At 70.2% G+C, this 25,977-nt stretch carries 20 protein-coding genes; 19 read left to right on the forward strand and 1 reads right to left on the reverse strand.

The window, feature by feature from the left end; genetic code table 11:
* Positions 1–13: 13 nt before the first annotated feature.
* Complete coding sequence (locus V1457_RS14860) at positions 14–1,531, reverse strand: OFA family MFS transporter (protein WP_338604563.1); 1,518 nt, start codon at positions 1,529–1,531, stop codon at positions 14–16.
* Positions 1,532–1,968: 437 nt separating this feature from the next.
* Here V1457_RS14860 and V1457_RS14865 point away from each other — a divergent pair, with 437 nt between their 5' ends.
* From V1457_RS14865 to V1457_RS14950, 19 genes are all read left to right on the forward strand, one after another.
* Positions 1,969–2,376: a DUF485 domain-containing protein gene (locus V1457_RS14865; protein ID WP_200071061.1), complete on the forward strand. Its 408-nt coding sequence runs from the start codon at positions 1,969–1,971 to the stop codon at positions 2,374–2,376.
* Positions 2,376–3,995, forward strand: a complete 1,620-nt coding sequence (locus V1457_RS14870; RefSeq protein WP_200071062.1) for a cation acetate symporter — start codon at positions 2,376–2,378, stop codon at positions 3,993–3,995. The genes V1457_RS14865 and V1457_RS14870 overlap by 1 nt, the downstream gene beginning before the upstream one ends.
* A 68-nt stretch (positions 3,996–4,063) precedes the next feature.
* Positions 4,064–4,297 (forward strand): Scr1 family TA system antitoxin-like transcriptional regulator, encoded by a 234-nt coding sequence (locus V1457_RS30615; protein WP_407074786.1) that lies wholly within the window; start codon positions 4,064–4,066, stop codon positions 4,295–4,297.
* Positions 4,294–4,443 carry a DUF397 domain-containing protein gene (locus V1457_RS14875; protein ID WP_338604567.1) on the forward strand — a complete coding sequence of 50 codons (150 nt, stop codon included), beginning with the start codon at positions 4,294–4,296 and terminating at the stop codon, positions 4,441–4,443. Before V1457_RS30615 ends, V1457_RS14875 begins: the two co-directional genes overlap by 4 nt.
* Positions 4,444–4,645: 202 nt before the next feature.
* Positions 4,646–4,975 (forward strand): WhiB family transcriptional regulator, encoded by a 330-nt coding sequence (locus V1457_RS14880; protein WP_374220948.1) that lies wholly within the window; start codon positions 4,646–4,648, stop codon positions 4,973–4,975.
* Between the two features lie 39 nt (positions 4,976–5,014).
* Positions 5,015–5,599 carry a YbaB/EbfC family nucleoid-associated protein gene (locus V1457_RS14885; RefSeq protein WP_338604570.1) on the forward strand — a complete coding sequence of 195 codons (585 nt, stop codon included), beginning with the start codon at positions 5,015–5,017 and terminating at the stop codon, positions 5,597–5,599.
* Positions 5,599–5,922: a WXG100 family type VII secretion target gene (locus V1457_RS14890; protein ID WP_295149197.1), complete on the forward strand. Its 324-nt coding sequence runs from the start codon at positions 5,599–5,601 to the stop codon at positions 5,920–5,922. Before V1457_RS14885 ends, V1457_RS14890 begins: the two co-directional genes overlap by 1 nt.
* A gap of 3 nt (positions 5,923–5,925) precedes the next feature.
* Entirely contained in the window at positions 5,926–11,748 is a 5,823-nt protein-coding gene (locus V1457_RS14895) for a toxin glutamine deamidase domain-containing protein (protein WP_338604574.1), read from the forward strand.
* Positions 11,749–11,802: 54 nt separating this feature from the next.
* Positions 11,803–14,028 (forward strand): ADP-ribosylglycohydrolase family protein, encoded by a 2,226-nt coding sequence (locus tag V1457_RS14900; protein ID WP_338604577.1) that lies wholly within the window; start codon positions 11,803–11,805, stop codon positions 14,026–14,028.
* A gap of 365 nt (positions 14,029–14,393) precedes the next feature.
* Complete coding sequence (locus V1457_RS14905) at positions 14,394–14,891, forward strand: 2Fe-2S iron-sulfur cluster-binding protein (protein ID WP_200071068.1); 498 nt, start codon at positions 14,394–14,396, stop codon at positions 14,889–14,891.
* Positions 14,888–15,868: a xanthine dehydrogenase family protein subunit M gene (locus V1457_RS14910; RefSeq protein WP_338604580.1), complete on the forward strand. Its 981-nt coding sequence runs from the start codon at positions 14,888–14,890 to the stop codon at positions 15,866–15,868. The genes V1457_RS14905 and V1457_RS14910 overlap by 4 nt, the downstream gene beginning before the upstream one ends.
* Complete coding sequence (locus V1457_RS14915; RefSeq protein WP_338604583.1) at positions 15,865–17,943, forward strand: xanthine dehydrogenase family protein molybdopterin-binding subunit; 2,079 nt, start codon at positions 15,865–15,867, stop codon at positions 17,941–17,943. Before V1457_RS14910 ends, V1457_RS14915 begins: the two co-directional genes overlap by 4 nt.
* 146 nt (positions 17,944–18,089) lie before the next feature.
* Complete coding sequence (locus V1457_RS14920; RefSeq protein WP_338604586.1) at positions 18,090–19,064, forward strand: DUF3048 domain-containing protein; 975 nt, start codon at positions 18,090–18,092, stop codon at positions 19,062–19,064.
* A gap of 143 nt (positions 19,065–19,207) precedes the next feature.
* Positions 19,208–21,421 carry a helicase gene (locus tag V1457_RS14925; RefSeq protein WP_338604589.1) on the forward strand — a complete coding sequence of 738 codons (2,214 nt, stop codon included), beginning with the start codon at positions 19,208–19,210 and terminating at the stop codon, positions 21,419–21,421.
* 70 nt (positions 21,422–21,491) lie between these two features.
* Entirely contained in the window at positions 21,492–22,313 is an 822-nt protein-coding gene (mshB, locus tag V1457_RS14930) for an N-acetyl-1-D-myo-inositol-2-amino-2-deoxy-alpha-D-glucopyranoside deacetylase (RefSeq protein ID WP_200071164.1), read from the forward strand.
* 106 nt (positions 22,314–22,419) lie between these two features.
* Positions 22,420–23,373, forward strand: a complete 954-nt coding sequence (locus V1457_RS14935; RefSeq protein ID WP_338604592.1) for an ABC transporter ATP-binding protein — start codon at positions 22,420–22,422, stop codon at positions 23,371–23,373.
* The gene (locus V1457_RS14940) at positions 23,370–24,173 is read left to right on the forward strand and encodes an ABC transporter permease (protein ID WP_200071073.1); all 804 of its coding nucleotides are present in this window, start codon (positions 23,370–23,372) and stop codon (positions 24,171–24,173) included. Before V1457_RS14935 ends, V1457_RS14940 begins: the two co-directional genes overlap by 4 nt.
* 62 nt (positions 24,174–24,235) lie before the next feature.
* Positions 24,236–25,516, forward strand: a complete 1,281-nt coding sequence (locus tag V1457_RS14945) for an amidohydrolase family protein (RefSeq protein WP_338604598.1) — start codon at positions 24,236–24,238, stop codon at positions 25,514–25,516.
* A 152-nt stretch (positions 25,517–25,668) separates the two neighbouring features.
* Positions 25,669–25,971 carry a hypothetical protein gene (locus tag V1457_RS14950; RefSeq protein WP_338604601.1) on the forward strand — a complete coding sequence of 101 codons (303 nt, stop codon included), beginning with the start codon at positions 25,669–25,671 and terminating at the stop codon, positions 25,969–25,971.
* Positions 25,972–25,977: the final 6 nt, after the last annotated feature.

Here is a 25,977-nt window from a genome sequence, read left to right on the forward strand (position 1 = left end):
CGCCCAGCTCCTCTTAGGTGGTCTGCTTGTCGGAGGCGTCGTCGTGCCCGGCGTCGCCGTTGCCGGTCGGGTCGGCGCCGGTGGCGCTGTCACCGGTGGTGCTGTTCTCGGAACCGCTTTCATCGGAACCGGTTTCCTCGGTCTCGGCGGCTGCGCCGCCATCCGCCGTAGCGCTGTGGGCGGTGCCGCTGTCCGCGCCCGCGTGCGCCGCTGCTCCCGCGGGCTCGTGGAACCGGCTGTGCACCGGCCGGATCAGCTCGTTGGCCACGAAACCGACGATCAGGAACCCGGTCATCAGGTAGAACGAGGTGGTGTAGAGCGCGGCACCGGACGCACCGGAGCTCTCGCCCGCGTCGGCCAGCGCGTCGACGATCAGCGGCCCGAGCACCCCGGCCACCGACCACGCGGTCAGCAGCCTGCCGTGGATCGCGCCGACCTCGAACGTTCCGAACAGGTCCTTGAGATAGGCCGGGATGGTGGAGAAACCCGCGCCGTAGAACGACATGAGCAGCATCGCGGCGACCACGAACAGCGCCACGCTGCTGTCCCCGGCGAACAGCAGCACCAGGTAGGCCGCCGCACCGACACCGAGGTAGAGCCGGTAGATGTTCTTGCGCCCGGTGCGGTCGGACAGCGCCGACCACACGAACCGGCCGAGCATGTTCGCCAGCGACAGCAGCGAGACGAACCCGGTCGCCGCGGCGGCCACCACCGGGGTGCTGGTGCCGGAGAAGAAGTCCTGGATCATCGGCGAAGCCTTCTGCAGGATGCCGATGCCCGCGGTGACGTTCAGGCACAGCACGATCCACAGCAGCCAGAACTGCGGGGTGCGCAGCGCGTTGTTCGCCGACACGCGGATCGACCCGGTGTTCTCGGCGACCGCGGCCGGCGTCCAGCCCGCCGGTGCCCAGCCGGGCGGCGGAACCCGCACGAGCAGCACGCCCAGCGTCATGAACACCGCGTAGACGATGCCGTGCACCAGGAACGTCGTGGCGATGCCGTCGGTGCCCTTGCCGAACGCGGACAGCATCGCGCTCGACCACGGCGAGGCGATGATCGCACCGCCGCCGAATCCCATGATGGCGATGCCGGTCGCCAGGCCCGGCCGGTCCGGGAACCACTTCATCAGCGTCGAAACCGGCGCGATGTAGCCGATTCCGAGCCCGATGCCGCCGACCACGCCGTAACCGACGACCACCAGCCAGTACTGCCCGATCGCCATGCCCAGCGCGGAGATCAGGAATCCGGCCGCGAAGCTGACGGTGGACACCGCCATCGCCCAGCGCGGGCCGCGCGCCTCCACGAACTTGCCGCCGAACGCCGCGGACAACCCGAGGAAGAAGATCGCCACCTGGAACGGCAACGCGCTGCCGGTTCCGGAGATCTGCAGGCTCGACTCGAGCGGGCTTTTGAAAACGCTCCACGCGTACGCCTGGCCGATGGACAGGTGGATGGCCAGCGCGGCGGGTGGTACCAGCCAACGGTTCCAGGTCGGCGGCGCAACGACCGAGAATCCGTTACGCACGGTCACTAGTTACCTCCTCGTTCACGGCAGCCGAGACTGCCGCCAGAAATGAGTTCGCGCCTCGGCGCGCATGGATCTGGGATGCTACCGGCGGGGTCAATCCGGCATCGCGGTGCAACCGCCGGAATCTTGGTGCATCGATTCCGAGGGAATTCCCTGGAGTTCGGCCGAGATCGTACCGGGCGGGTTGCGCGGATCGTTCCGCGGACTCGCGCTGCGCTGCGACGACGCTGAGTTCGCCAGGCTAACCGACGGTTGATCAAGTTCTCCGGTGGCCGCGGTGAACCCTTTTCGTGATCGCGCCGATGCCGATTCTTTGCCGGTGTTTAGTGGATCGACCAGTGTGTTGAACAGCCGGGTTTTCCCTGCGCACCGAGTCCCTACACTCCTCAATCCGCAAGCCGGGCGATCCGCGAACCGGCGCAGCGAGAAGGGCGCGCAGCATGACTCGACCACCGGACCCGCGGGTCCGCCCGCACCCCGGCGCGGTAGAGCCGCAGTTCGGAAACATCGCCAAGCACAGCTGGCGGCCTCGCGGTCCCGTGGAAACCGACTACGAGCAGATCCGGCACAGCGCCGACTTCCGGTTGCTGCGCCGCCGGTTCCGCGGCTTCGTGTTCCCGATGACGCTGCTCGCGCTCGCTTGGTACTTCACCTACGCCGCCTTGGGCGCGTTCGCCGAGGAATTCATGAGCCGGCCGCTTTACGGCTCGATCAACGTGGGAATCCTGATGGGATTCCTGCAATTCGTCTCGACGGCCGTGCTGACCGTGTTGTACGGGCGATACGTGCGCAAGCGCATCGATCCGCTCGTGGACGACCTCCGCAACCAGGAAAGGGCTGCGCGCTGATGGACTCGACGTTGGCCGCGGGCAGCGGCCCGGTCGGCGAGCCGGTGATCACGATCAGCGTTTTCGCGCTGTTCGTGCTGCTGACGCTCTACATCGTTTACCGGGTTTCCACCCGGAACACCACCGCCGCCGACTACTACGTCGCGGGCGGCAACATCACCGGTGCGCAGAACGGCGTCGCGCTCGCGGGCGATTGGCTGTCGGCGGCCTCGTTCCTCGGGGTGGCCGGTGCGATCGCGGTGCACGGCTACGACGGATTCCTCTACTCGGTGGGATTCCTGGTGGCGTGGCTGCTCGAGCTGATGCTCATCGCCGAACTCGTGCGCAACACCGGGCGGTTCACGATGGGCGATGTGCTGGCCTACCGGATGCGCCCGCGCCCGGTCCGGGCCGCCGCGGCCAACAGCACGCTGGTCATCTCGTTCTTCTACATGGTCGCGCAGATGGCGGGCGCCGGTGGCCTGGTCGCGTTGCTGCTGGACGTGCAGAGCAAGTTCGGCCAAGCGCTGGTCATCGGGTTCGTCGGCATCGTGATGATCCTGTACGTGCTCATCGGCGGGATGAAGGGCACCACCTGGGTGCAGATCATCAAAGCGACGTTGCTGATGGTCTGCGTGTCGCTGATGGCCGTGTTCCTGATCGGAAGGTTCTCCTACGACCTGCCGCGGCTGCTGGACACGGCCAGCGCGAACAGCCCGCTGGGCGCGGGCCTGCTCGAACCGGGCGCGCAGTACGGGCACGACCTGCTCTCCCGGATCGATTTCCTCTCGCTGGCGATGGCGATCGTGTTCGGCATTTCCTGCCTGCCGCACATCATGATGCGCTTCTACACGGTGCCGAGTGCGCGGGAAGCGCGGCGATCGGTCGTCTGGATCACGTGGATGATGGTCGTGTTCTACCTGGCGACGATGGTGCTCGGGTTCGGTGCGACCGCGCTGGTCGGCTCGGACGCGATCATCGCAGCGCCGGGCAAGGAGAATTCCGCCGCGCTGCTGCTGGCGCACCGGGTCGGTGGTTCACCGCTGCTGGGCATCGTCGCGGCGATCGCGTTCGCCACCATCCTCGCGGTGGTCGCCGGTCTGACCCTGACGTCTTCGGCCGCGTTCGCGCACGACGTGTACGCGAACGTCATCAAACGCGGCCGGGCGAAACCGGGAGCGGAGATCAAGGTCGCGCGCATCACCGCGTTGGTGATCGGAGTGCTTTCCACCGCGGGCGGTATCGCCGCGATCGGGCAGAACGCGGCGTTCATGGTTTCGCTGGCCTTGGCGTTGGCGGCCTCGGCGAACCTGCCGACGGTGCTGTACACGCTGTTCTGGCGGCGGTTCAACACGGCGGGGACGTTGTGGTCGATGTATTCCGGACTGGTCTCGTGCATCGTGCTGATCGCGTTCTCGCCCGCGGTCTCCGGCCGTCCCACGTCGATGTTCCCGCAGGTGGACTTCCACTTCTTCCCGCTGACGAACCCGGGCATCGTGTCGATCCCGCTGGCGTTCCTGGCGGGCATCTTCGGGACCTTCGTGGGCCGCGCGGACCAGGATCCGGCCAAGCAGGCGGAGATGGAGGTGCGCTCGCTGACCGGCATCGGCTCCGGGCTGGTGGAACCGCAGCGCAGTTGACGTCCTCCGGCGGAACATCGGTTCCGCGCCGGTCGGTGCGCCAGGGAGAGGTGACGCACCGACCGGCTGTGCGGTCCGGCGCCGGGACGGGGGAGGGAGCGCCGGACCGGGCTTTTCGAGTTCTCCAAGGGGCGCCGATCGTCCCTCTGGCGCACTACAGCTCCGTCGTATTTCTGCACGAGTCGGCCGACACTGCTGCTTATCGGTCGGCTACCGATGCCCTGCGCTCGCTGGCGATGACCCCGGGAGAGTCAGTAGGGCTCATCGCTCGTGCCGTCGAGGAGATGGAGAGCGAGGGATGACGGTGCAGCCCAGTCGATGGAGGAAATCCAGTTACACGCACCAGCAGACTGCGTGCGTCGAAGTCGGGCGTCTTGGCTCGGGTGCCGCGGTTCGCGACTCGAAGAATCGCCCCGCGGGCTATGTCGAAGTGCCCCCGCAGGCATGACGCTCGTTCATGACCGCGCTCAAGACCGGCCGCTAGGACCGCTGACCGGTAGCGCCCGGTCTGTTGGCCGGGCGGCCGGGCGCGGCACGCGAATCGCGACCGCCCGATGTGATCGTTGCTTGAGCACATTTCCGTCATGGCGGCCCGCCCGCCGCGTCTCGACCCGCGCATCCGCACCCGCGGAGCAAGACGGAAGTCGAGAGTGGAGGGCCGAAGCATCCGGCTCGGAAGTACGGCCGCAACGCGGCCCGGTGTACCGGATTGGTACGCGTCCGCCCTGTGCGCTCAGGCGGATCCGGAGGCGTTCTTCCCGGAGAAGGGCGAGTCCGCGAACATCGCGAAGCGCATCTGCGGTGGCTGCGAGGTGCGGGACGACTGCCTCGCGCACGCGCTCGGACACGGCGAGCACCATGGGATCTGGGGCGGGTTGAGCGAGACCGAGCGCCGCGAGCTGCGGTCGGCCGCGGCGCGGCGCGGTCCGTCCGATGCGGATTCGATCGAAGCGGTCTACCGGCGGTCCCGGGCGGGGTAGGGTCTGCGCGCCTGGCTCAGCCAGGGGGAGACCGTCGCAGTGGGGGAGAACGTGACCCAGCCCGGGCAGGACCGCGCCGCGCTCGAAGCGCGCAACGCGGCAATGCGCGAACAGGTGGACGGTCTGCTGGACAAGTTCCACCAGCAGACCGCGCAGCTGCAGCAGGCGCAGGTCGCCGCCGAGCAGGTGAGCGCCACGATCACTTCGGACGACGGTTTGGTGACCGCCACCGTCGATTCCGCGGGTTCGCTGGTGAGCATGGCGTTCGCCGCGTCGTCGTTCCAGCGCAGCGACCCGAAGCGGCTCGCAAGCACCGCCACCGAGACGGTGCGCCGCGCCACCGCGGAGGTGCAGCGGCAGAAGACCGAGCTGATGGCCCCGATCACCGAGGGCCTGCCGGACCTGGCCGACATCGTCGAAGGCGCGCCCTCGCTGCAAGGACTCATGCCGAAGGTGCCGGGCGAGGAATCCGCGCAACAGCAGGCTCCCGCCCGGGAAGCCGGGCCGGACACGACCCGCCCGGAAACGGCACCGCCGAACCCGCGGCCGCGCGCCAGGCGCAGTCCGGACGACGACGATGACGACGGCATGCAGCAGAGCTGGCTGCTGCCGGGAGGCCGCTGATGAGCGGTCCCGGCGGCACGCACATCGACCCGGACCGGGTGCGCGCCGGCGCCACGAAGTTCGACGTGGCCGCCGACCGGCTCGAACAGGTCCACCAAGACCTTCAGCGGCAGTTGCAGGAGCAGGGGCCGTGCTGGGGTGCGGACGAGTCCGGTCAGGCGTTCGCGAAGGACTACGAGCCCGGTGCGGACGGGATGGAGCAGGCGCTGCAGTCGCTCACCGGTGCGCTGCGGTCGATGCGCGAGCAGGTGCAGGGCGTGGCCGACGACTCGCAGGCCACCGACCAGCGCAATGCCGAGGTTATCGGTGGGGCGGGGAACTGACGCATGGGCTTGGAGATTCCCGACGAGCTCAAGTGGCTGACTTGGCTGGTCGGGGAGAGCTGGCCGGAAGGCGACGAGGACAAGCTGCGCGCGCTGCGCGACGCCTGGACGCAGACCGGGCAGGCCATCCCCGACGTGGTCGACGCGGGCGACGCCGCCGCGCGCGAAGTGCTGGGCAGCTGGCAGGGGGAGTCCGCGGACGCCTTCGAGCGGCAGTGGAAGAACCTCACCGAAGGCGAGCAGGCGGCCTTTCAGCACATCCAGGAGATGTGCGAGCAGCTGGCGCAGTCCTGCGACCAGACCGCGCTGGACGTCGAATACACCAAATATATGATCATCGCGTCGCTGGTGCTGCTGGCGATCCAGATCGCCGCGATGATCGCCGCCGCGTTCGTCAGCGCCGGTGCTTCCACCGCCGCGATCGTGCCCGCGCAGCTCGCGACCCGGGCGGCCGTGCAGATGGCGTTCCGCCAGCTCGTGCAGAAGCTGATGCAGCAGGGTGTCAAGCAGGTCGCCAAGGAAGCCCTGGAGAAGGTTCTCCGAGAGGGGCTGGAGAAGCTCGGCAAGCAGGGGATGAAGAACCTCGCGGGCATGGCGGCGAAGAACGCCGGCGCGCAGGTGGCGCTGGACGCCGGGATCCAAGGTGCGCAGGTCGCCGCGGGGGATCGGAAGTCGTGGGACTGGGACAAGACCGGCGATGCCGCCGCCAGCGGGGCGGGCGAAGGACTCGCCGGGCACTTGGTCAACGGTCCCGGCGCCGGTGCGGGCAGCGTGCTCGGGCACGCGGCGAAAGGCGGGGCGGAAGGCGCGCTCGGCAGCGTCGCCGGGGCGGCGGCTACCGGTGATCTCGGCAGTCTTTCCGCCGGGGACGTGTTCTCGGGCGCGCTCGGTGGGTCGGTCGACGGCGGTGTCGGTGGGGCGAAGGACGGCTTCAGCGGGGCTGCGGATGCGGCGGGTGCGCGGCAGGCGGCGGATGCGGCCGATTCGGTGCGCGGGGCGGATTCGGGTGCGGACGTTGGTGGTTCGCACACCGGTGGTTCGGGGCCGGGTGATTCCGGTGGCGCCGATGGCTCTGGCGGCACCGATGGCTCTGGCGGCACCGATGGCTCTGGCGGAGCGGATGGCTCCGGCGGACCTGGTAGTTCGAGCGGAGCCAGTGGTCCAGGGGGCGCCGATGGCCCGAACAGTGCGGATGGTTCGGGCGGCGCGGTCGGCTCGGGCAGTGCCGCTGGCGCGGACGCCTCGTCGGGTTCGTCCGGTGGCTCGGGCGGTTCTGGAAATGGCGGTGTCGCGGCGAATTTCGGCGACTCGGCGGGTGCGGGTTCCGGCACCGCTGCCTCGGGCGGTTCCGGCGAAACGGGAAATCCCGCGGATTCCGGGACGCAGTCCGGTTCGGGCGCGGGCGGCGGCGAGCCCGGCGGCCGGGGTTCGGTAGCGGGTTCCTCGGGTTCGGGCAACGGTGTTCCGGACGCACCGGCGGCAACCGCCGCGTCTTCGGCCGTTCCGCCGGAAGCTCCGGCAGGCGCCTATGGCAGCGGAGCCCCGGGTATGGGCGGGATGCCACCGGCGGCCGCGCACCATCCCGGCAACCAAGGTGGTGGGCCGGGCGGGCCACCTGGTCAGGGCGTTCCGGGTGCTCCTTCTGGCGGGATGCCGGGCGGGGCACCGGCAGGCGGTGGATTCGCTGCACCGGGAGGCCGCGGCGGGCCCTACGCGCAGCAGCCGCCCGCGAACCCGCAAAAGTCCACAATGGACCATTCGGGCCGGGGTGCTCCTTCGCAGCAAGGTGGTTTCCGCGGCACCACCGGCTTTCCGCAAGGGCAGCACCCGGCGCATCCCAACGCCAATCCCGCGCATCCGAATCCCGGTCAGTTCAACGGTCCTGCGAACCGTCCGGGCGCACCCGCAGGACCGGCGCAATCTCCCGGGGCGCCGCATCCTGGTGCGCCGCAAGGCCGTCCGGGGATGCCCGGAGGCCCGAACCCGGCGGGAGCTCCCGGCCACCCGAACTCCCCGACACCGCAGAGTTCTCCAGCACCGCAGAACTTCCCAGCACCGCAGAGTTTCCCAGCGCCGCAGAGTTTCCCAGCGCCGCAGAACTCGCCAGCGCCGCAGGGAGGCCCCAACCAGGGAATGCCGGGAGGTGGTCAGCACCCCGGCGCGCCGCAGGGCGGCCATCCCGGTCGCGGTATGCCGCAGGGTGGCCAGCCGGGTGCGCCGCAGGGCGGTCAGCCGAATCCCGTTGGGCCGCACGCTCAACCCGATCGCGGTGCGCCGCAGGGCGGTCAGCCGGATCGCGGCGCGGCAAACCCGAACCACGCCCAGCACGGCGGCCATCCCGCCCGGCCCCCGCTCGGCCCGCCGCCCAACAACGCGCCGCAGAACTTCGCTCAGCCGAACGCACCACAGCGCCCGCAACCGGCTCCGGGACAAGGACCGCCGCAGGGCGGTTACGCCCCGCCGCAAGGGTTCCAGCAGCAAGGCCCGCCGGCCCCGCCCGCGCGCCCCGGCGGACCGCAGCCGCCGAACGCCTTCCAGCAAGGACCTCCCCAGCAAGGCCGCCCCCAGCACCCGGGTCGGCCGAACGGCGGACGACCGGAAAGCCCGCAGCAGGGCGGAAACGACCTCGGCCAGGGCCATCCTCAACAGCCCGCATCCCAGCCGAGCCACGGCCCGCAGTCGGGCCAGCCCCAACAGCCCGGCCGGCCACAACAGTCCGGCCATCCTCAACAGCCCGGTCCGTCGCAGCAGGCCGTTCCGCCCCAACAGCGTGGTCAGCAGCAACCCGACCCGGAACGCTCCGCGACGCAGACGCCAACTCGCCAGTCCCCACCGGAGGGCGCGCAGGACCGGACTCCGTCCGACCAGCGAAACCCGCGACCCGAGAACTCCCCAGCGGCGGAAAAGCCGCCGCACACCGCCGAACAGCCACGCACCGAGGCTCCGCGGACCGAAGAGTTCGCATCGGACTCCCCTGGTGACGCTGCGCGGGACGGCGCTCCCGGCCCGGACGCCCAGCACCAGCAACACGACTCGTCGGACAGCTCCGGCGAGCCCGACGCTGCGTGGTTGTCCAAGGACGATCTGGACTTCTGCTTCGACCCGGACTACCGGGCGCCCGCCGAGTCGTTCCAAGCCCTGGAAGACAAGATCGCGGAGAAGCCGGACTGGAACGACGCCGAGCGCGAGGCGTGCACCCGCCTCGACGTCCTGCGCGACCGGGTGCAGGGCAAGCTCGCCGAGCTCGACGGCATCTCCGCTCGCGGTGCGTTGGCCGCGCACTCGTACACCTCGCACGACGTGTTCCCCGCGCTGAACCACGGATGCCGGGTCGGTCAGCTCAGCGCGAGCCAGCTCGGGCAGGTGCAGGCGATCGTCTCCGGTCTCAACGAGTTGCCGCGGCACCAGGGGTCGGTGGTCCGCGGTATCGACTTCTTGAACCCGGAAGCCGCGGCTCGTGCGGCGGCGCACTACGAGCCGGGCCGGATCACCGTGGAAACCTCGATCACCAGCCTGTCGATGAAGACCGACGGCGACGACCGCCCGGCGATCGAGGGCAACGTGGAGCTGCACGTCGAGTCCACCGCGGCGCGCCGGTTGCAGGAGCTCGCGAGCAATCCGTCCGAGCGCGAAGTGGTGTTGCTGCCTTCCTCGCAGCTGATGGTGCACAGCAAGGAACTCGTGCCGTACGAGGCCGGGGACGGTTCCACCAAGCACAAATGGGTCATCCACGCCGAAGAGATCGCGCCGGGCGACCCGCGGCACTTGGGCCAGGACCAGGCGAAACAGCTGATGGTCGAGCGTCAGGACCTCGCGCGGCGGCAGGCGGCCGAATTCGCCGCGAGCAACGACTTCGACTCGGTCCTGAACCCGGCGGGCAGCCCGCAGGACCACGCGGCGCACGGGGAGCCTTCGGACGGCCGGGCCACCAGCGGCCTGCACATTCCGACCGAGACCGCAGTCGCCGACCCGGGCCGATCCGCCGACCTCGATGGCGTTCCGGCTCCCCGAACGGACTCCGCAACGGAACTTCCCGGCGAGGAGCCCGGGCCGAGCAAGCTCGAGCGGATGCTTGCGCCGGACGACACCCCGTTCTCCGGGCATCCCGCGGATCCGTTCGGCCCGGATGACGGCTTCGACGCGACCGGACCACCCCTTGACGCGGACGGAAATCCGGATTGGCGTCAGCTCGAACGCAGCACGCCCCCGGTCACCAACCTGCCTGCGATCCACAACGGCACCGCGGTACCGGAGCACCACGCCGCGTACGTCGACCAGCGCCACCCGGAGCTTCGCGCGGTCAACCCGAACTTCGACCACCCGAACGCTTACGAGAACGGCACGAGGACGAACTGCACCCGGTGCGTCGTGTCGTACGCGCAGCGGTTGATCGGCATCGACGCGCAAGCCGAGCCGGTGCTGCCGAACGAACTCAAGGCCAAAGGAACGTTGCCGTGGGTGCAGCAACAACTCGGCGGTGCGTGGGAAAGCCACGGCAGCTACGACGACGTGATCAGCCGGATGAGCGGGCAGCCGCTCGGCTCGCACGCCGTCATCGGTGTTCAGTTCGCCACTCCGGACGGCGTGCTCGGTCACGTCGCGATGGTGACCAACACGCCCGAAGGCGTGGCGTTCATCGATCCGCAGTCCGGCACGCTGATGCAACTGCCGCACCCGCCACTAGGGTTGCACCTGCTGCCGTTCGGATCGCTGGAGTCGGAACTCCCCGATGCCGGGGCCGGTCATTCCGGGGAGCACACCGGTGGCGCTGCCGAAAAATCCGCCGAGCCGCAGGAATCGGCCGTTGCCCCGCTGTCGGACACCGACGGCGTCCGCGAGTCGCCTGCCGACGATCTGCACCGCCTTCCGGACGGACCGTGGTTCGGGCAGCACACCAACCCGTTCCGGCCGACGATCGAGGAAGAAGAGCCGGCATCGGCCGTGCCGCCGACCGGTGCCGCGCATTACGGGCGATCGGCGGGCGAACCGGGCGCGGAAGAACCGGGTACGTCGGCACCTGCCGTGCCGCATGAGCCAGCGCCTGCAAACGGTCCACAAGGGACTTCGCAAGCCTCGGATGTGCCTGCTGTGCCTGGGCATTCCGAATCCGCACGTCTCGGCGGAATGAACAGGTCGATGAGTGGAACGCTGGAACCCGAGACGGCCGCTCAGGATCCCGCCGAACAGACCGGTTCCGAAAGTGGCGGCCCGGCATCCGCCGGCAGCGCCGCACCGGGTACGTCCACCAGCTCCGCCGTCGATGCGCGGGCGGGCGATGCTCCCAGCGCACCCGGCCCGGCAGGTCGTTCGGCCGATGCGGCGCCCGCACCGTCCGCCGGGGAACCGAGCGCAGCAGGCGGTGGCGCCGGTGGCCTGCCTCCGGCGATGGGACCTGCGGCACCGGGAGCGGGAACGGCGACCCGCGCCCCCGGTGGACATTCCTCCTCCTGGCGGGCCGGTGCCGCCGGGGAGATCACGCACAACCGCGAACAGGTGATTCCCGGAGAACTCGCGGCGAAGTACCTGGGGAACCACGAGCCCGGGCCGATCATCACCGGTGACGGCAGGCAATCGATGTTCCGCGGCAACGCCGCGCCATCGATACCCGGCGATGCAGGCTTCGAGGACTCGCAGGTGAGGATGCGCTTCGCGGTCCCCGCCCGGGATGACCGGGGGATCGCGGACGACGTCGATTTCTTCGGTCAGGCGGAGATCGTGGTGCAGGACGTCGCGGGCGCGGAAACGGTGCTCGGCACCTTCGACGCGGGCTCGCAGAACTGGACGCCGACGGATGCGGGCAGGCGCTGGCTGCAAGACTCGCAATGACGCGCAGCCGGTGACGATGCAGCCGGTGACGATGTGGGAAGGACCAGGTGAGTAGTGCAGCAGGCACAGGCCGTCGAACTCGCCGAGCGGTGGTTGCGGGCGGTGGGCACCCCGCTGAACGAGCCCGACGGGGTTCGGGTCGATCACGACAACGTGCGACTCGGCCTGGAAGGTTGGGTCGTGCCGTGGGACAACGTCGCCTTCCTCGACGGCGGGGACGGCATGCAGCGGATCTTCCCGCCGCAGCGGTTGATCGTCACCGAGCCGGAAGGGGAGCTGCGGGAGGCGAACACGACGCCGCACCCCGGTTTCTCGCGCCCGGTCGATTGGCCCGGGCAGCCGCGGTACCGGGAGTTCGTCGATCCGGAGTACGACCGCGCGGGCTTCTACCGGGCGGGCGTGCCGCGGAAAGCTCTGGTCGGCTGGAAAGTCCTGCACGAGGACGGCCGGACGACGGAGCAGCTCAACCCGAAGTGGATTCCCGGCCCGCGAGCGGTGGGCCTGCCGAGGGCGCAGAACCAGCTTGAGACGCTGCTCAACTACCTGCAGCTCGGCGTCCTGTCCCACGAGGCCGCGTTGGCCCTGTTGTTCGACATGGTCGTGCTGCTCCCGTTGTCGGCGGACGAACCGGCCTACGAAGTCGATCCGCCGCGGCGGCTCAGCGCCTACAGCTCGCCGCGCAAGATGCCGGAATCCTGCCGGTGGCTGCGGATCACGGTGCCGACGCTGGTTTCCCGGTACCCCGGCAGCGGTCTCGTGATCAACTCTGCCGCGTATCCGCGGACCGAGTTCGGCGCCGAGGAGTTGGCGCGTGTCGCCGCGGAGTACGGTTCCTTCCCCCGATACCAGCCGGAAGAACCGCAGGTCGTCGTGGAGCCTGGCTTGGACGGGTCGTTCGACGACTATGCGGCGCAGTTGCGGGAGCACTTCGGGCTGGCCGAGCAGCCGACCGTCTCGAAGCACCGCATCCAGCTCTCGCGGCTCACCGGGTACGACCTGACCAGCGGCGAACGCAAGCTGAGCATGCTCGCGAGCTGCTGGGTCAAGACCAACGCCGAGCGACGCGCGGCCGGTGAGCAGCAGAACTGGCCGGCCGATCTGCACGCGAACGGGCTGGAAGTGCGGCATGAGCCGTCCGGGCAGGCGTACCCCGTTCCCGCGACGTTCGGGAAGATCCCGCTGGAAGGAACGCAGGACCTGCACCGGTTCTGGCACGGCGTGATCGGCGCCTACGTCGGTTTCGCCGTGGGCGACGCGCTCGGTTCCGCGGTGGACGGCATGTCGTGGTCGCAGATCCAGCAGCACTACGGCGAGAACGGGATCACCGCGCCGGACGCGGTGTTCGATCGTCCCGGGCAGGTGAGCTGGCGGACTCAGCTTCTGCTGTTCCTGACCGAAGGCACCGTGCGCGGCTTGCGGACGGGGATGCGCCAGGACGGCGACCAGCAGCCGATGGCGATGCGGTCGGCGCACGCGCGATGGCTCGTCGCGCAAGGAATGCCGTGGCAGCAGGCGGCAGGTGCGTTGGCGGCCGAACGTCCGGCACCGGACGGTTGGCTGCTGAATGCGCCCGAAGCGCAATTCCGCCGCGGAGTCCCAGAGGGGCTGGCCGAGGCGGTGCAGCGGGCGATCGCCGAACCCGGCCGGAATGCGGGATTGCACGGTCCGTTGATGCTGATGTGGGCGCTGCCCGATGCGGTAGCGGCGCACAAGACCGACCCGCAGGCGCAGGGCTGGTACCGCGATCCGCTCGACGCCGGAGCGTCCGCGATCCTCGCGGAGTTGTTCACCGGCCTGTTCCGTCGAGAGCGCTTCGTCGAACCCGTGTGGATGCGGTTGCAGAAGCAGCTCGACGGGCTTCCGGCTGCCGACAGCCCGCACCAGCCCGCCATCGACCTCGCGAGGAACGCGTTGGGCCGCTGGCGGAACTACCTCGAGCCCGACCGGGACGAGGTGGAAGCGATAGGCGACGGGCAGGACACCGCTTCGGTCCTCGGCCGAGCCCTGCTGGCCGCCGCGAAGCGGGAGTACGACCCGCGATCGGCGATCCTGGCCGCCGCGAACCAGTCCGGTCGCAGCGCCATGACCGCCGCGCTGACCGGCGCACTCGTCGGCGCCCGCGCGGGTCTGCCGGGGCTGCCGCGGGAATGGGTGGACGCGCTCGGCGTCACCGACCTCGTCCAAGAGGTCGCCAACGACGCCTACTGGCACTTCTCCGTCCGCAATCCGCGCGAGCAAGCCGACCCGCAACGCTGGAAAGAACGCTATCCCCGGTGGTGAGCTCGGCGGCGACGGTGCTTCGCGGTCGGCGTTTCGCCGGATCCACTTCTCGCAGGCCGTGACCGGCGATGTTCCGGTGGCCGGCCTTGGCGGCGGCGTGCGACTTGCGTGATCGTTTGCACCCGCGGAAAAAGATCACGTCTTGCTGATTTTCCGATCTCCATTTCCGGTGTGCTGCGTTGTACCGCGCAGGTCGCATGTCGTTTCGGGTTCGCACGACCCGCGCCGCCAGTCGGCGAAGAATCACCCGCCCGTGCGCGGCGATTCGAGGGGCGCTCCGTTTCCGCTGGTACACGCCGCGAGTCGAGCGAGTGACGCGCGCGGCCGTCACTCTGAAGGATCGCGGCATCGGAAGGAGGTACGCCATGCGGATCACTTGGACAGTGGATGGCACGGAGCGTGAGCTGGACGTGGAGCCGCGGGTCACGGTGCTCGACGCGCTGCGGGACCGGCTGGGGGTGGTGTCGCCGAAGAAGGGGTGCGATCACGGCCAGTGCGGTGCCTGCACGGTGCTGGTGGACGGGTGGCGGGTGACGACCTGCCTGTCGCTCGCCGTGGCGCAGGACGGGGCGGAGATCACCACGGCGGCGGGGCTGGCCGACGACGGTGAGCTGCACCCGGTCGCTCGCGCGTTCGTGCAGCACGACGGGTTCCAGTGCGGTTATTGCACGCCGGGACAGGTTTGTTCCGCGGTGGGAATGCTGGACGAGGCAGAGCAGGGCTGGCCGAGCCACGCCACCGCGGACGTGGCCGCCGAACCCGCGCTCACCGACGACGAGATCCGCGAGCGGATGAGCGGGAACCTGTGCCGCTGCGGGGCTTACGTGAACATCCTGGCCGCGATCCGCGAGGTGGCGACATGATCCCGTTCGACTACGAGCGCGCCACGGACGCCGCGGGCGCGGTTGCGACGGTGGCGCGGAACCCGAACGCGCGGTTCCTCGCCGGGGGCACGAACCTGGTGGATCACTTGAAGCTGGGGGTGAGCGAGCCGGAGCTGCTGGTCGACGTGTCGCGGCTGCCGTTCGGCGAGGTCCAGGAGCAGGACGGCGTGGTCCGGGCGGGCGCGTCGGTGCGCAACAGCGAGCTCGCCGCGCACCCGCTGATCCGGCAGCGGTTCCCGGTGCTGGCGCAGGCATTGCTGGCCGGCGCCTCCGGGCAGCTGCGCAACCTCGCCACGACCGGCGGGAACCTGCTGCAGCGCACCCGCTGCCCGTACTTCCAGGACGTCACGACACCGTGCAACAAGCGGGAACCCGGCTCCGGATGTTCGGCGATCAGCGGGCACAACCGCGACATGGCGATCCTCGGGTCGTCCGAGCAGTGCGTGGCCACGCACCCGTCGGACATGGCGGTGGCGATGACGGCGCTGGACGCGGTGGTGCGGATACAGGGCGTCGATGGCGAACGAACCGTCCCGGTCGCGGAGTTCCACCGGTTGCCCGGGGATTCACCGGAGCGCGACACGGTGCTGCAGCACGGCGAGCTCATAACCGCGGTCGATATCCCTGGAGCCGCGCCGATTTCCGCTTACCGCAAAGTGCGGGACCGCGCTTCGTACGCGTTCGCGCTCGTTTCGGTGGCCGCGGTCGTCGACATGGCCGGCGGCGTGGTGCAGGACGTGCGGCTCGCGCTGGGCGGTTTGGCGCACAAGCCGTGGCGGGCGCGGCGCGCCGAAGCCGCGCTGCGCGGAAGCCGCGCCACCGAGCAAGCGTTCCGGGAGGCCGCCGAGGCCGAGCTGGCCGACGCGAGCCCGCTCGCGGGCAACGCCTTCAAAGTCCCGATGGCCAAGAACACGATCGTCGCCGCGCTGCGCGACCTGACCGGGGAGCAGCGATGACCGAGCAGCTGGAGCGCAACGCAATCGGGACGTCACTGGAACGCCTCGACGGCCACGCCAAGGTGACCGGCACGGCGGCCTACGCCTACGAACAACCGGTCCGCGAACCGCTCTACGTGCATCCCGTGCAGGCCACGGTCGCGCGCGGGCGCATCCGCCACATCGACACCGACGCCGCCGAGGACCTCGAAGGCGTCGCCGCTGTCCTCACCCACCTGAACGCACCGCGCCTGGCCACCGGCGACGACCCGGAGATGTGGGTGCTGCAGTCCGATCGCATCGCGTTCCGCGGCCAGCTGATCGGCGCGGTGCTCGCCGAAGCACCGGAGGTCGCCAGGCAGGCGGCCGGTCTGGTGCGGATCGACTACGAGCAGGAACAGCACGACGTGGTGCTGCGCAGCAACTACGAACGGCTCTACGCGCCGGAGATCGTCAACGGGGGCTTCGGCACCGACACGCACTCGGGCGAGGTCGAAAGCGTCGAGCCCGACGTGCTGGTCGACCGGACCTACACGACCCCGATGGAGCACAACAACCCGATGGAGCCGCACACCAGCGTCGCCATCTGGCGGGACGGCTCGTTGACGCTCTACGACTCCACGCAGGGCGTGTTCGCCACGAGGTCCCGGCTCGCACCCGTGCTCGGTCTGGAAGAGCAACGCGTGCGCGTGATCTCGCCGTACGTCGGAGGCGGTTTCGGCTCGAAGGGCACCGCGCACGCGCACAACGTCCTCGCCGCGCTGGCGGCCCGCGTGGCCGGGGGCAGGCCGGTGAAGCTGGCCCTGACCCGGCAGCAGATGTTCGACCTGGTCGGGCACCGCACGCCGACGATCCAGCACGTGCGGCTCGGCGCCGGCCGCGACGGCACGCTGTCGCTGGTGACCCACGACGTCGTCGAGCACACCTCGACGGTGCAGGAGTTCGCCGAACAGACCGCGGTGGCCACCAGGACCATGTATCCCGCGCCGAACCGCCGCACCACGCACCGGCTGGCCGCGCTGGACGTGCCGGTGCCGTTCTGGATGCGCGCTCCCGGGGAGGCTCCGGGCATGTTCGCGACCGAGGTCGCGATGGACGAATTGGCCGAGGCTTGCGGACTCGATCCGATCGAGCTGCGCCTGCGCAACGAGCCCGACGTCGACCCGGAATCCGGCCTGCCGTATTCGGCGCGGAACCTGGCGCGCTGCCTGCGGGAGGGCGCCGAGCGGTTCGGCTGGCCCGGCCGGGATCCCCGCCCGCGTGCCCGGCGGGACGGGAACTGGCTGATCGGTACCGGCGTCGCGAGTTCGACGTATCCGCGGTTCACCTTCCCCGGTTCGGTCGCCGACATCCGGTTCAGCGGCGGGCGCTACGAGGTCCGCATCGGCGCCGCGGACATCGGCACCGGGACTTGGACGGCGTTGACGCAGGTCGCAGCGGACGCGCTCGGCTGCCCGGTGGAATCGGTGCGGTTGCAGCTCGGCGACACCGACCTGCCGGTGGCGACTGTGGAAGGTGGTTCCTCGGGGCTGTCGTCCTGGGGTGCGACGATCGTCGACGCCGCCCGCCGGTTCCGGGAGAAGTTCGGCACCGACCCTTCCGATGGGGACGAGGCGGACGGCATGACGCCGGACAACCCGGATGACGACCGGTTCTCCATGCATTCGTTCGGCGCGATCTTCGCCGAGGCCCGGGTCAACGCCGACACCGGTGAAGTCCGGGTGCCGCGAATGCTCGGCGTGTTCTCGGTGGGGCAGGTGATCAATCCGACCACGGCGCGTTCGCAGCTGCTCGGCGGTATGACGATGGGGCTGTCGATGGCGCTGCACGAGGAAAGCGTGCTGGACCCGCGGTTCGGCCACGTCATCAACCGCGACTTCGCGCAGTACCACGTGCCGGTGCACGCCGACATCGCCGACATGCAGGCGACGTGGCTGGACGAGCACGACGCGCACGCGAATCCGATGGGCGCGCGCGGGATCGGCGAGATCGGCATTGTCGGGTCGCCTGCGGCGGTCGCCAACGCCGTGCACCACGCCACCGGGGTCCGCGCACGCGACCTGCCGATCACTCCGGACAAGTTGTTCCGCGAATGACCGGAAACCGTTATCCCGCGCAGGGGTGAGCGATTACCACCGGAAAGTAATGGTCGACGCGCGCATTTCCCCTGTTCGGCAGGTTTGGTGCCTTGTTTGTCACCCGGCTGAGGAGCACGCTGGGTGTTCAGGCAAGGGGGTACCAGGTGCGGAGAACGTTCAGCTCGGTCGTGCGCGCGTTCGCGGTGCTGGTCGCCGTGTTCGTGGTCGGTCTGGCCTGCCAGCCGACCCGCACCCAGCCCGCGCCGCCGCCTCCGCAGCCTGCCCCGCCGCAACAGCCCGCGCCCGCGCCGCCGGGGCCGCCCGCGCCCGGCCCGCCGGTGCTCGCCGTGAAGATCGACAACGTCCCGGAGGCGCGTCCTGCGGTGGGCATCGGTTCGGCCGATCTCGTGGTGGTCGAACCGGTGGAGGGCGGGCTGAGCAGGCTCGTCGCCGTGTTCGGCGGAGATCGCCCGCCGGTGGTCGGGCCGGTGCGCAGCGCGCGGGAGACGGACATGGAGCTGCTGGCGCAGTTCGGCAGGCCGACGCTGGTCTTCTCCGGCGCCGCCCCGCAACTGCTGCCGAGGCTTTCCGGTGCTGCGCTGGACCCGGTCCCGCCGGAGCGCGACCCGAGCGCGTTCTTCCGCGGCACCGACCGGGAATCTCCGCACAACCTGTTCGTGCGGCCTTCGGCCGTGCCGGCAGGCGCGCCGTGGTCCCCGAAGGCTCCGATGGTGTTCGGCCCCGCCCCGGCGGGCGGGCAGCCCCGCGAGTCCGCGCAGGTCGCCTACAAGTCCGCGTCGACGAGCTTCACCTGGTCACCGCAGCAGCAGCGGTACCTCGTCGGGATGGACGGGAAACCGGCCGCGGCTGCGGATTCGGGCCGGCTCGGTGCGGGAACGGTGGTGCTCCAAGAGGTGGCCATCCACCAGTCGTCCGTGAGCGATGTCGCCGGCAGCGCCTCGCCGTACGCGGAGTCCGTGGGCAGCGGGCGCGCCTTGGTGCTGCGGGACGGCATGGCTTTCGATGCGCGGTGGAACCGGCCGAGCCCGGACGTGGGGACGACCTACACGACGGAGTCGGGAGATCCGCTGCCGTTCGCGCCCGGGCCGGTGTGGGTCGCGCTGACCGGCAAGCTGTGAACGTCCGCCGTCGAATTCGCGCGGCAACCGCTGATCCGCATCGCTGATTTCGGCCTCGGCTTGACACGCCCGCAAGAATGGAGAATTGCGCTCAACTGCACGCGAAGAACGCTTTTCTTTATTCTAGCAGGGGTGGGACGGAATTGTCAAAGCGGCCGAAGAACGAGGAATTGTTCGCCGAACGCACCTACGTGGCGGAGTTGTACGAGCGGCTCGACGCCGCGCGGCGGGCGGCGTCCGCCGCGCTCACCGCCTCGCTGCCGGCGAGCAGCACGCTGGAAACGGCTTGGCAGCACGACGTCGAGGTCGCGCACAACCGAGCGCGGGTCGCGCGGACGCGGATCGCTGACGCCGGGTTGTGCTTCGGCCGCATCGACGACGCGGACGGGCCCGGCTACATCGGCCGGATCGGTCTGTTCGACTCCGATAACGAATACGAGCCGCTGCTGCTGGATTGGCGCGCGCCCGCGGCCCGCCCGTTCTACTGCGCGACCGGTGCGAATCCGGAGGGTCTGTTGCGCAGGCGGCACTTCCGCACTTCCGGACGGTTGATCGAGGACTTCCAGGACGAGGTCTTCGACGGCGTCGGCGAGGAGGAGCCCGGCGGCGCGAGCACCGCGCTGATGGACGCGCTGAACGCCCCTCGCGAGTCGGTGATGCGCGACATCGTCACGACCATCCAGGCCGAGCAGGACGAGATCATCCGGCTGGAGCGGCCGGGCGTGCTCGTCGTCGAGGGCGGACCCGGCACCGGCAAGACGGCCGTGGCGCTGCACCGCGTCGCCTACCTGCTCTACACCCGGCGCGAGCGGTTGTCGCGGCGCGGTGCGCTGGTGCTCGGCCCGAACCCGGAGTTCCTCAGCTACATCGGTCAGGTGCTGCCGTCGCTCGGGGAGTCCGGCGTCGTGTTCGCCACCACCGGTGAGCTGTTCCCCGGCGTGTACACCGAGATGGAGGATTCGCCTGCGGCGCAACGGGTCAAAGGCGGTGCCGAGATGGTGCAGGTGCTCGCCGCCGCCGTCGCGGACCGGCAGGAGCTGCCGGACGAGCCGATCGGCATCGAGCTCTCGGACGTCACGGTGCCGCTGGACCGCGGGATGGCGGCTCGCGTGCGGGAGCGGGCGCGGGCGAGCGGCTTGCCGCACAACCCGGCCCGGCGGGTGTTCCGCGAGGAGCTGGTCGACGAACTGGTCGAGCGGGCCGTCGAGCTCATCGGGGAAGGGTGGCTGGATGCCGGGGACGTCGGGCTGCGGGCGGATTTCGCCGCGGACGTGCGCTACGAGCTGTCCGCGCACGCCGGTTTGCGGGATGCGCTGGATCGGTTGTGGCCGTTGCTGACTCCGCAGCGGTTGCTCGCCGAACTGTTCTGCGCACCGCAGCGGCTGGCGGCCGCCTGCGGTGTTCTGTCCACATCGGATCGAGATGCGCTGCTGCGCGCGGACGGTTCTGCCTGGACGGTGGCCGATGTCGCGTTGCTGGACGAATCCGTGGAATTCCTCGGAACATTTCCCCGCGATGCGCAGGAGCGACGGGCGCGGCGCAGCCGGGAGCACGATGCGGAACGCGTGTTGTCCACTTTGGACTACGACGACGATGACGGGGAGACGCTGCGAGCGGTGGACGTGCTCGACGCGGCGGAGCTGGCCGAGCGGTACGAGAAGCGCGACGAGCGCCCGCTGGCCGAACGCGCCGCCGCGGACCGCGACTGGACCTACGGGCACGTCGTGGCCGACGAAGCCCAGGAACTGTCCGCAATGGACTGGCGGCTGCTGATGCGGCGCTGTCCGAGCAAGGAGTTCACCGTGGTCGGCGACCTGGCGCAGCGCCGCTCGCCGGCCGGTGCGCACTCCTGGAGCGAGGTGTTCGAGCCGCACGTGCGGGACCGCTGGACCTACCGCGAGCTGCGCACGAACTACCGCACGCCTGCCGAGATCATGGACGTTGCCGGACGAGTCCTCGCAGCGCACGACCCCGCGTTGCGGCCGCCGACCTCGGTGCGCCGCACCGGAGTGCTGCCGTGGGCGCGCCGGGTTCCAGCGGGCGAGCTGGCCGCGGCGGTACTGGCGGTGGCCGCCGACGAAGCCGCGCGCACCGGGACCTTCGCGGTGCTGAGCGAAGCCGATCTCGACCTGCCGCCGGACGTGCCGATCCTCGCCCCGGCCGCGGCCAAGGGCCGTGAGTTCGACTCCGTGCTGCTGGTCGAGCCGGAGCTGATCCGGCGCGGACCGTGCGGCGGGGCGCAGCTCTACGTCGCGCTGACCCGCGCGACCCAGCGGCTCGGGATCGTGCACACCGAACCGCTGTCCGCGGACCTCGTCGAAGGAGTGCGCGCAGCTGTTCCGAGCCGGCCGGTGTGACGGTGCTCGAACCGCGCACACCGGCCCCACCCGGGTCTCTATCCTCGAAAGCATGAGCGATCGACGGTTGCTGCTGGTGCACGCCCATCCGGATGACGAGTCCACGGTCACAGGCGCGACGATGGCCCGCTACGCCGCGGAAGGCGCCACGGTCACGCTCGTGACCTGCACCAGCGGGGAACTCGGCGAGGTCGTGGCGCCGGAGCTCGCGCACCTGCGGGACTCCCCGGAGGCGCTCGGCGAGCACCGCCGCCGGGAACTCGACGGCGCGCTCGCCGAGTTCGGCGACATCCGGCAGCACTGGCTCGGCGGACCCGGCAGGTGGCGCGACAGCGGCATGGCCGGGCTGACCAGCAACAGCGCCGAAGGCGTGTTCGCCGCCGCCGACCCGGGCGAGGTGACCCGCGAAGTGGTTCGGCTGCTGCGCGCCGAACGCCCGCACGTCGTGGTCACCTACGACGACTACGGCGGCTACGGCCACCCCGACCACATCGCCGCGAACCGCGCGGTGATGAACGCGCTGGACCCGGCAGCGGACGCGGACTGGGAGCCGCAGCTCGGCGAAGCTTGGACGGTGCCGAAGGTCTACTGGATCACGCTGCCCACCTCGTTCGTCGAACGGATGCACGCCGCCGGGGCCACCGACTTCAACCCGGGCGCCGTGCCGGACGCGAAGATCACCGCCGTGCTCGACGGCACCGCGCAGCACCCGCGCAAACTCGCCGCGCTGCGGCACTACCGCAGCCAGGTCGACGTCGATGACGACGGCTTCTTCGCCCGGATGGTGCGCCAACCCGAGTTCGTCCAGGAGCACTTCCTGCTGGTCCGCGGCGAACGCGGGCCCGGCGCGGGCGAGCACGACCAGGAAACCGACTTGTTCGCGGGGCTGTGAGCGCAGGCCCCGACGAAGACCAGCACCGACGCTGCGCACCAGGCGGAAAACCCCGGGAAAAGACGTACGGTTGACGGCGGAATCCCGTAGACCGGCTGGGGGGCGCATGACCACGAGGGACCGCGCGGCCGGGCGCGCAGGGACGGAGGCGACGACCGTCCCCGCGCTCGCGCTGCGCGGTGTGGTCAAGCGATACGGCGAGATCACCGCGGTGGACGGGCTGGACCTGACCGTGCCCGCCGGGACCTGCCTCGGGCTGCTCGGGCCGAACGGCGCGGGCAAGTCCACCACCATGCGGATGATCACCGCGCAGACCCGGGCGGACTCCGGCGAGATCGACGTGCTCGGTTTCGCGGTGCCGCGGCAGTCGAAGCGCGCGCGGGCCGTCATGGGCGTGGTGCCGCAGCTGGACAACCTGGACGAAGAGCTCACAGCTCGGCAGAACCTGGAGGTGTTCGCGCAGCTCTACCGGATTCCGCGCGGGCGGCGGGCGCAGGCGGTGCACCGGGCGCTGCGGCTGGCCCAGCTCGACAGGCGCGCCGAGACCAAGACCGACGAACTCTCCGGCGGGATGCGGCGCAGGCTGCTGATCGCGCGCGGGCTGGTGCACTCGCCGCGGCTGATGCTGCTGGACGAGCCGACCGTCGGGCTGGACCCGCAGGTGCGGCAGGAGCTCTGGGCGCTGATCGACGCGTTGCGCGCGGAAGGCGTGACCGTGCTGATGTCCACGCACTACATCGAGGAGGCCGAACGCCTCGCCGACGACGTGGCGGTGATGTCCCGCGGCCGGGTCGTCGCCCACGGCAAACCCGATGACCTGCGCGATGAGCACGCCGGTCGGGAAGTGCTGGAGTACTACGGCCCGCCGCACCGGCTCAGCGAGGTGGAGACGATCGCGGTGGACGCGGGCCTGGTGACCCGGCGGACCGGGCCTTCGGTTTCGGTGCTGCGCGCCGAGCTCATGCCCGAAGCCACGGCCGCGCGGCTCGGCGGCGGGCACCGCAGGGTCAGCAACCTGGAGGACGTGTTCGTGTCGCTGACCGGGGAGGTCGTGGAATGACCGCGCACGCGCCCGGACAGGCTCCGCAGCGGTTGCGGCGTTTCGAACTCGCCGCGTTCGCCGGGGTCTGGAAGCGGGAGATGACCCTGTTCCGCCGGTACTGGATCTCCAGCACGTTCTCCTCGGTGGTGGAGCCGACGATCTACCTGCTGGCGTTCGGGTTCGGTTTCGGCACGCTGATCGCCACGATCGGCGGACTGCCCTACATCGAGTTCCTCGGCACCGGTGTGGTGGCCACGTCGGTGCTGTTCACCAGCGCCTTCGGCGGCATGTTCACCACGTTCGTGCGGCGCAAGTTCCAGCACTCCTACGACGCGATGCTGGCCGCGCCGGTGGACGTGCACGAACTCGTCACCGCCGAGGCGCTGTGGCTGGGGGTCAAGGCCGGTGTGTACGGCTGCGCGCCGCTGCTGGTGGCGATGGTGTTCGGGCTGGATCCGGCGCCGGGCATGCTGCTGGTGCCGCCGACCGGGGTGATCACCGGTCTCGGCTTCGCGTTGTTCGGCATCTGGTGCTCGGCGATCGTGCCCGCGATCGACTCGTTCAACTACATCGTCAGCGCGGTGATCACACCGCTGTTCCTGGTGGCGGGCACGTTCTTCCCGATCTCGCAGTTGCCGGGCTGGGCGGGGACCGCAGCGGCGTTCAACCCGCTGTACCACTGCGTCGAGCTGGTCCGGCACGCCGCGTTCGGGCCGCAGCCCGCGGTGGACGTCCTGCACGTGCTGGCGCTGGCCGGGTTCGCTGGACTGATGTGGTTGCTCGCCTACACCGCGATGCGCCGCAGGCTGATCGACTGAGCGACGGCATGGTTGACCATGCTGGTTTCCTGGTGTTGCTGGGAGAACACTGGGGGTAGTCGATGCACGATTCCGTACCGGCGCGGATCGGCAGACGGACGGCGCTGGCAGGCGCCGTGGGCGCTTCGATCAGCACCGCGATCACCGCGCCCGCCGCCGCATCCGGGCCGACGTTCGCGATAGCAGGTGCCGCCGTCTTCGACGGCAGGCGATCGCTCGGCCCCGGCGCCGTCGTCGTGCGGGGCGCGCGCATCCTCGTGGTCGGCCCGGAAACCTCGTTGCCACGCGGCATCGACATCGTCGACGGGCGCGGGAAGACGGTGCTGCCGGGTCTGATCGATGCGCACGTGCACGCGTTCGGCCTCGACGCCGACCCGGTCCGCTTCGGCGTCACCACCGAACTGGACATGTTCACGTTCCTGGACCGGCTCGGGCCGTACCGCGAGCAGCGCGAATCCACGGCACCGACCCGGTTCTCCGATCTGTGGACGGCGGGCACGCTGCTGACCGTTCCCGGCGGGCACGGCACGGAGTACGGCCCGATCCCCACGGTCGCCCCGGACGCCGGGCGCGCGGAGATCGCGCGATTCGTCGGTGCGCGCCTGGCCGAAGGTTCGGACTACATCAAGGTGATCAAGGACGACGGCACCTTGTTCGGCGGGCGGACTCCCACCCTCAGCGACCGGCAAGTGGGGTATGCGATCGAAGCCGCGCACGCGCGCGGAGCCCGATGCGTCGTGCACGTGGTCCAGCAGCGCGACGCGCTGACCGCGTTGGAAGCCGGAGCGGACGGGCTCGCGCACGTGCCGGCGGACCCGATGCCGCCCGAGGTCGTCGAGCTGGCGCGCCGCAGCGGGGCGTTCGTGACCGCGACGTTGAGCGTGTTCAACGCGTTGAGCTGCGCGGGCGAAGCGGACCGGGTGCTGCGCGACCCGTCGCTGGCCCCGTACCTGTCGCAGCGGCAACGCGACGGGCTGAGCGCGCGGTACAGGTGCAAGCCGGGCCTATTCGCCGCGGCGCGGGACAACGTTCGCGCCCTGCATGCGGCAGGTGTCCCGATACTCGCCGGAACCGATGTCCCGAACTCGGGAACCGCGCGCGGTGTCAGCGTGCTGTCCGAACTCGGGTTGCTGGTCGACGCGGGCATGAGTCCGCTCGAGGCGCTGCGCTCGGCCACCGGACTCCCGGCGCAGCGGTTCGGCCTGGAAGGCAGGGGCGTGCTCGAACCCGGCGCCCGAGCCGACCTGTTGCTCGCCGACGGCGACCCGACCAGCGACATCAATGCCATTCGTGACATAGCCGCCATTTGGCGCAACGGACGCCGGGTGGATCGAGCCGCCTAGGTAGTGTTCGAATTCGCAACCTGCACCGCCGGACGGCGTACCGAATTCGTCGAGGACGGCTGCCCGGACAACGATGACCAGGGCTGACAGTGGCGGTACTCCGATTCCGCGCCGCTACCGCTGCCCGGTCGATGCTGCAACGGCACCTTGCGATGTCCAACTACGACGCGGTCAAACTCGCGGCCGAAGCCGCACGCAACACGTCATCGGTGACGAGGAACCTCAAGGAGGTGGCGGGCACGATCAAGCATACGACCACATGCGCCAGGCCGTTTTACGGCGCCACCGGCATGATCGCGTTCAGCCCGGAGAGTCACGGAGACCCGATCAACAAGGCCATGCCGATCATGCAGATCGATGCTGACGGGAAAACAAAGCAGGTGGACCTCGTGTGGTCGGACGGGGTGCCTTTCAACGAGGAAAACCGCAAATCGAGCAGCAGCGGACAAGGATAGTGAACG

Origin of the sequence: Saccharopolyspora sp. SCSIO 74807, assembly GCF_037023755.1 — a bacterium.
Classification (GTDB): Bacteria; Actinomycetota; Actinomycetes; order Mycobacteriales; family Pseudonocardiaceae; genus Saccharopolyspora_C; species Saccharopolyspora_C galaxeae.

Excerpts from the sequence above, each read along its gene's own strand:
- V1457_RS14865 (WP_200071061.1), top strand. The coding sequence starts at position 1,969 with ATGACTCGACCACCGGACCCGCGGGTCCGCCCGCACCCCGGCGCGGTA.
- V1457_RS14870 (WP_200071062.1), top strand. The coding sequence starts at position 2,376 with ATGGACTCGACGTTGGCCGCGGGCAGCGGCCCGGTCGGCGAGCCGGTG.
- V1457_RS14875 (WP_338604567.1), top strand. The coding sequence starts at position 4,294 with ATGACGGTGCAGCCCAGTCGATGGAGGAAATCCAGTTACACGCACCAG.
- V1457_RS14890 (WP_295149197.1), top strand. The coding sequence starts at position 5,599 with ATGAGCGGTCCCGGCGGCACGCACATCGACCCGGACCGGGTGCGCGCC.
- V1457_RS14895 (WP_338604574.1), top strand. The coding sequence starts at position 5,926 with ATGGGCTTGGAGATTCCCGACGAGCTCAAGTGGCTGACTTGGCTGGTC.
- V1457_RS14905 (WP_200071068.1), top strand. The coding sequence starts at position 14,394 with ATGCGGATCACTTGGACAGTGGATGGCACGGAGCGTGAGCTGGACGTG.
- V1457_RS14910 (WP_338604580.1), top strand. The coding sequence starts at position 14,888 with ATGATCCCGTTCGACTACGAGCGCGCCACGGACGCCGCGGGCGCGGTT.
- V1457_RS14915 (WP_338604583.1), top strand. The coding sequence starts at position 15,865 with ATGACCGAGCAGCTGGAGCGCAACGCAATCGGGACGTCACTGGAACGC.
- V1457_RS14935 (WP_338604592.1), top strand. The coding sequence starts at position 22,420 with ATGACCACGAGGGACCGCGCGGCCGGGCGCGCAGGGACGGAGGCGACG.
- V1457_RS14940 (WP_200071073.1), top strand. The coding sequence starts at position 23,370 with ATGACCGCGCACGCGCCCGGACAGGCTCCGCAGCGGTTGCGGCGTTTC.
- V1457_RS14945 (WP_338604598.1), top strand. The coding sequence starts at position 24,236 with ATGCACGATTCCGTACCGGCGCGGATCGGCAGACGGACGGCGCTGGCA.
- V1457_RS14950 (WP_338604601.1), top strand. The coding sequence starts at position 25,669 with ATGTCCAACTACGACGCGGTCAAACTCGCGGCCGAAGCCGCACGCAAC.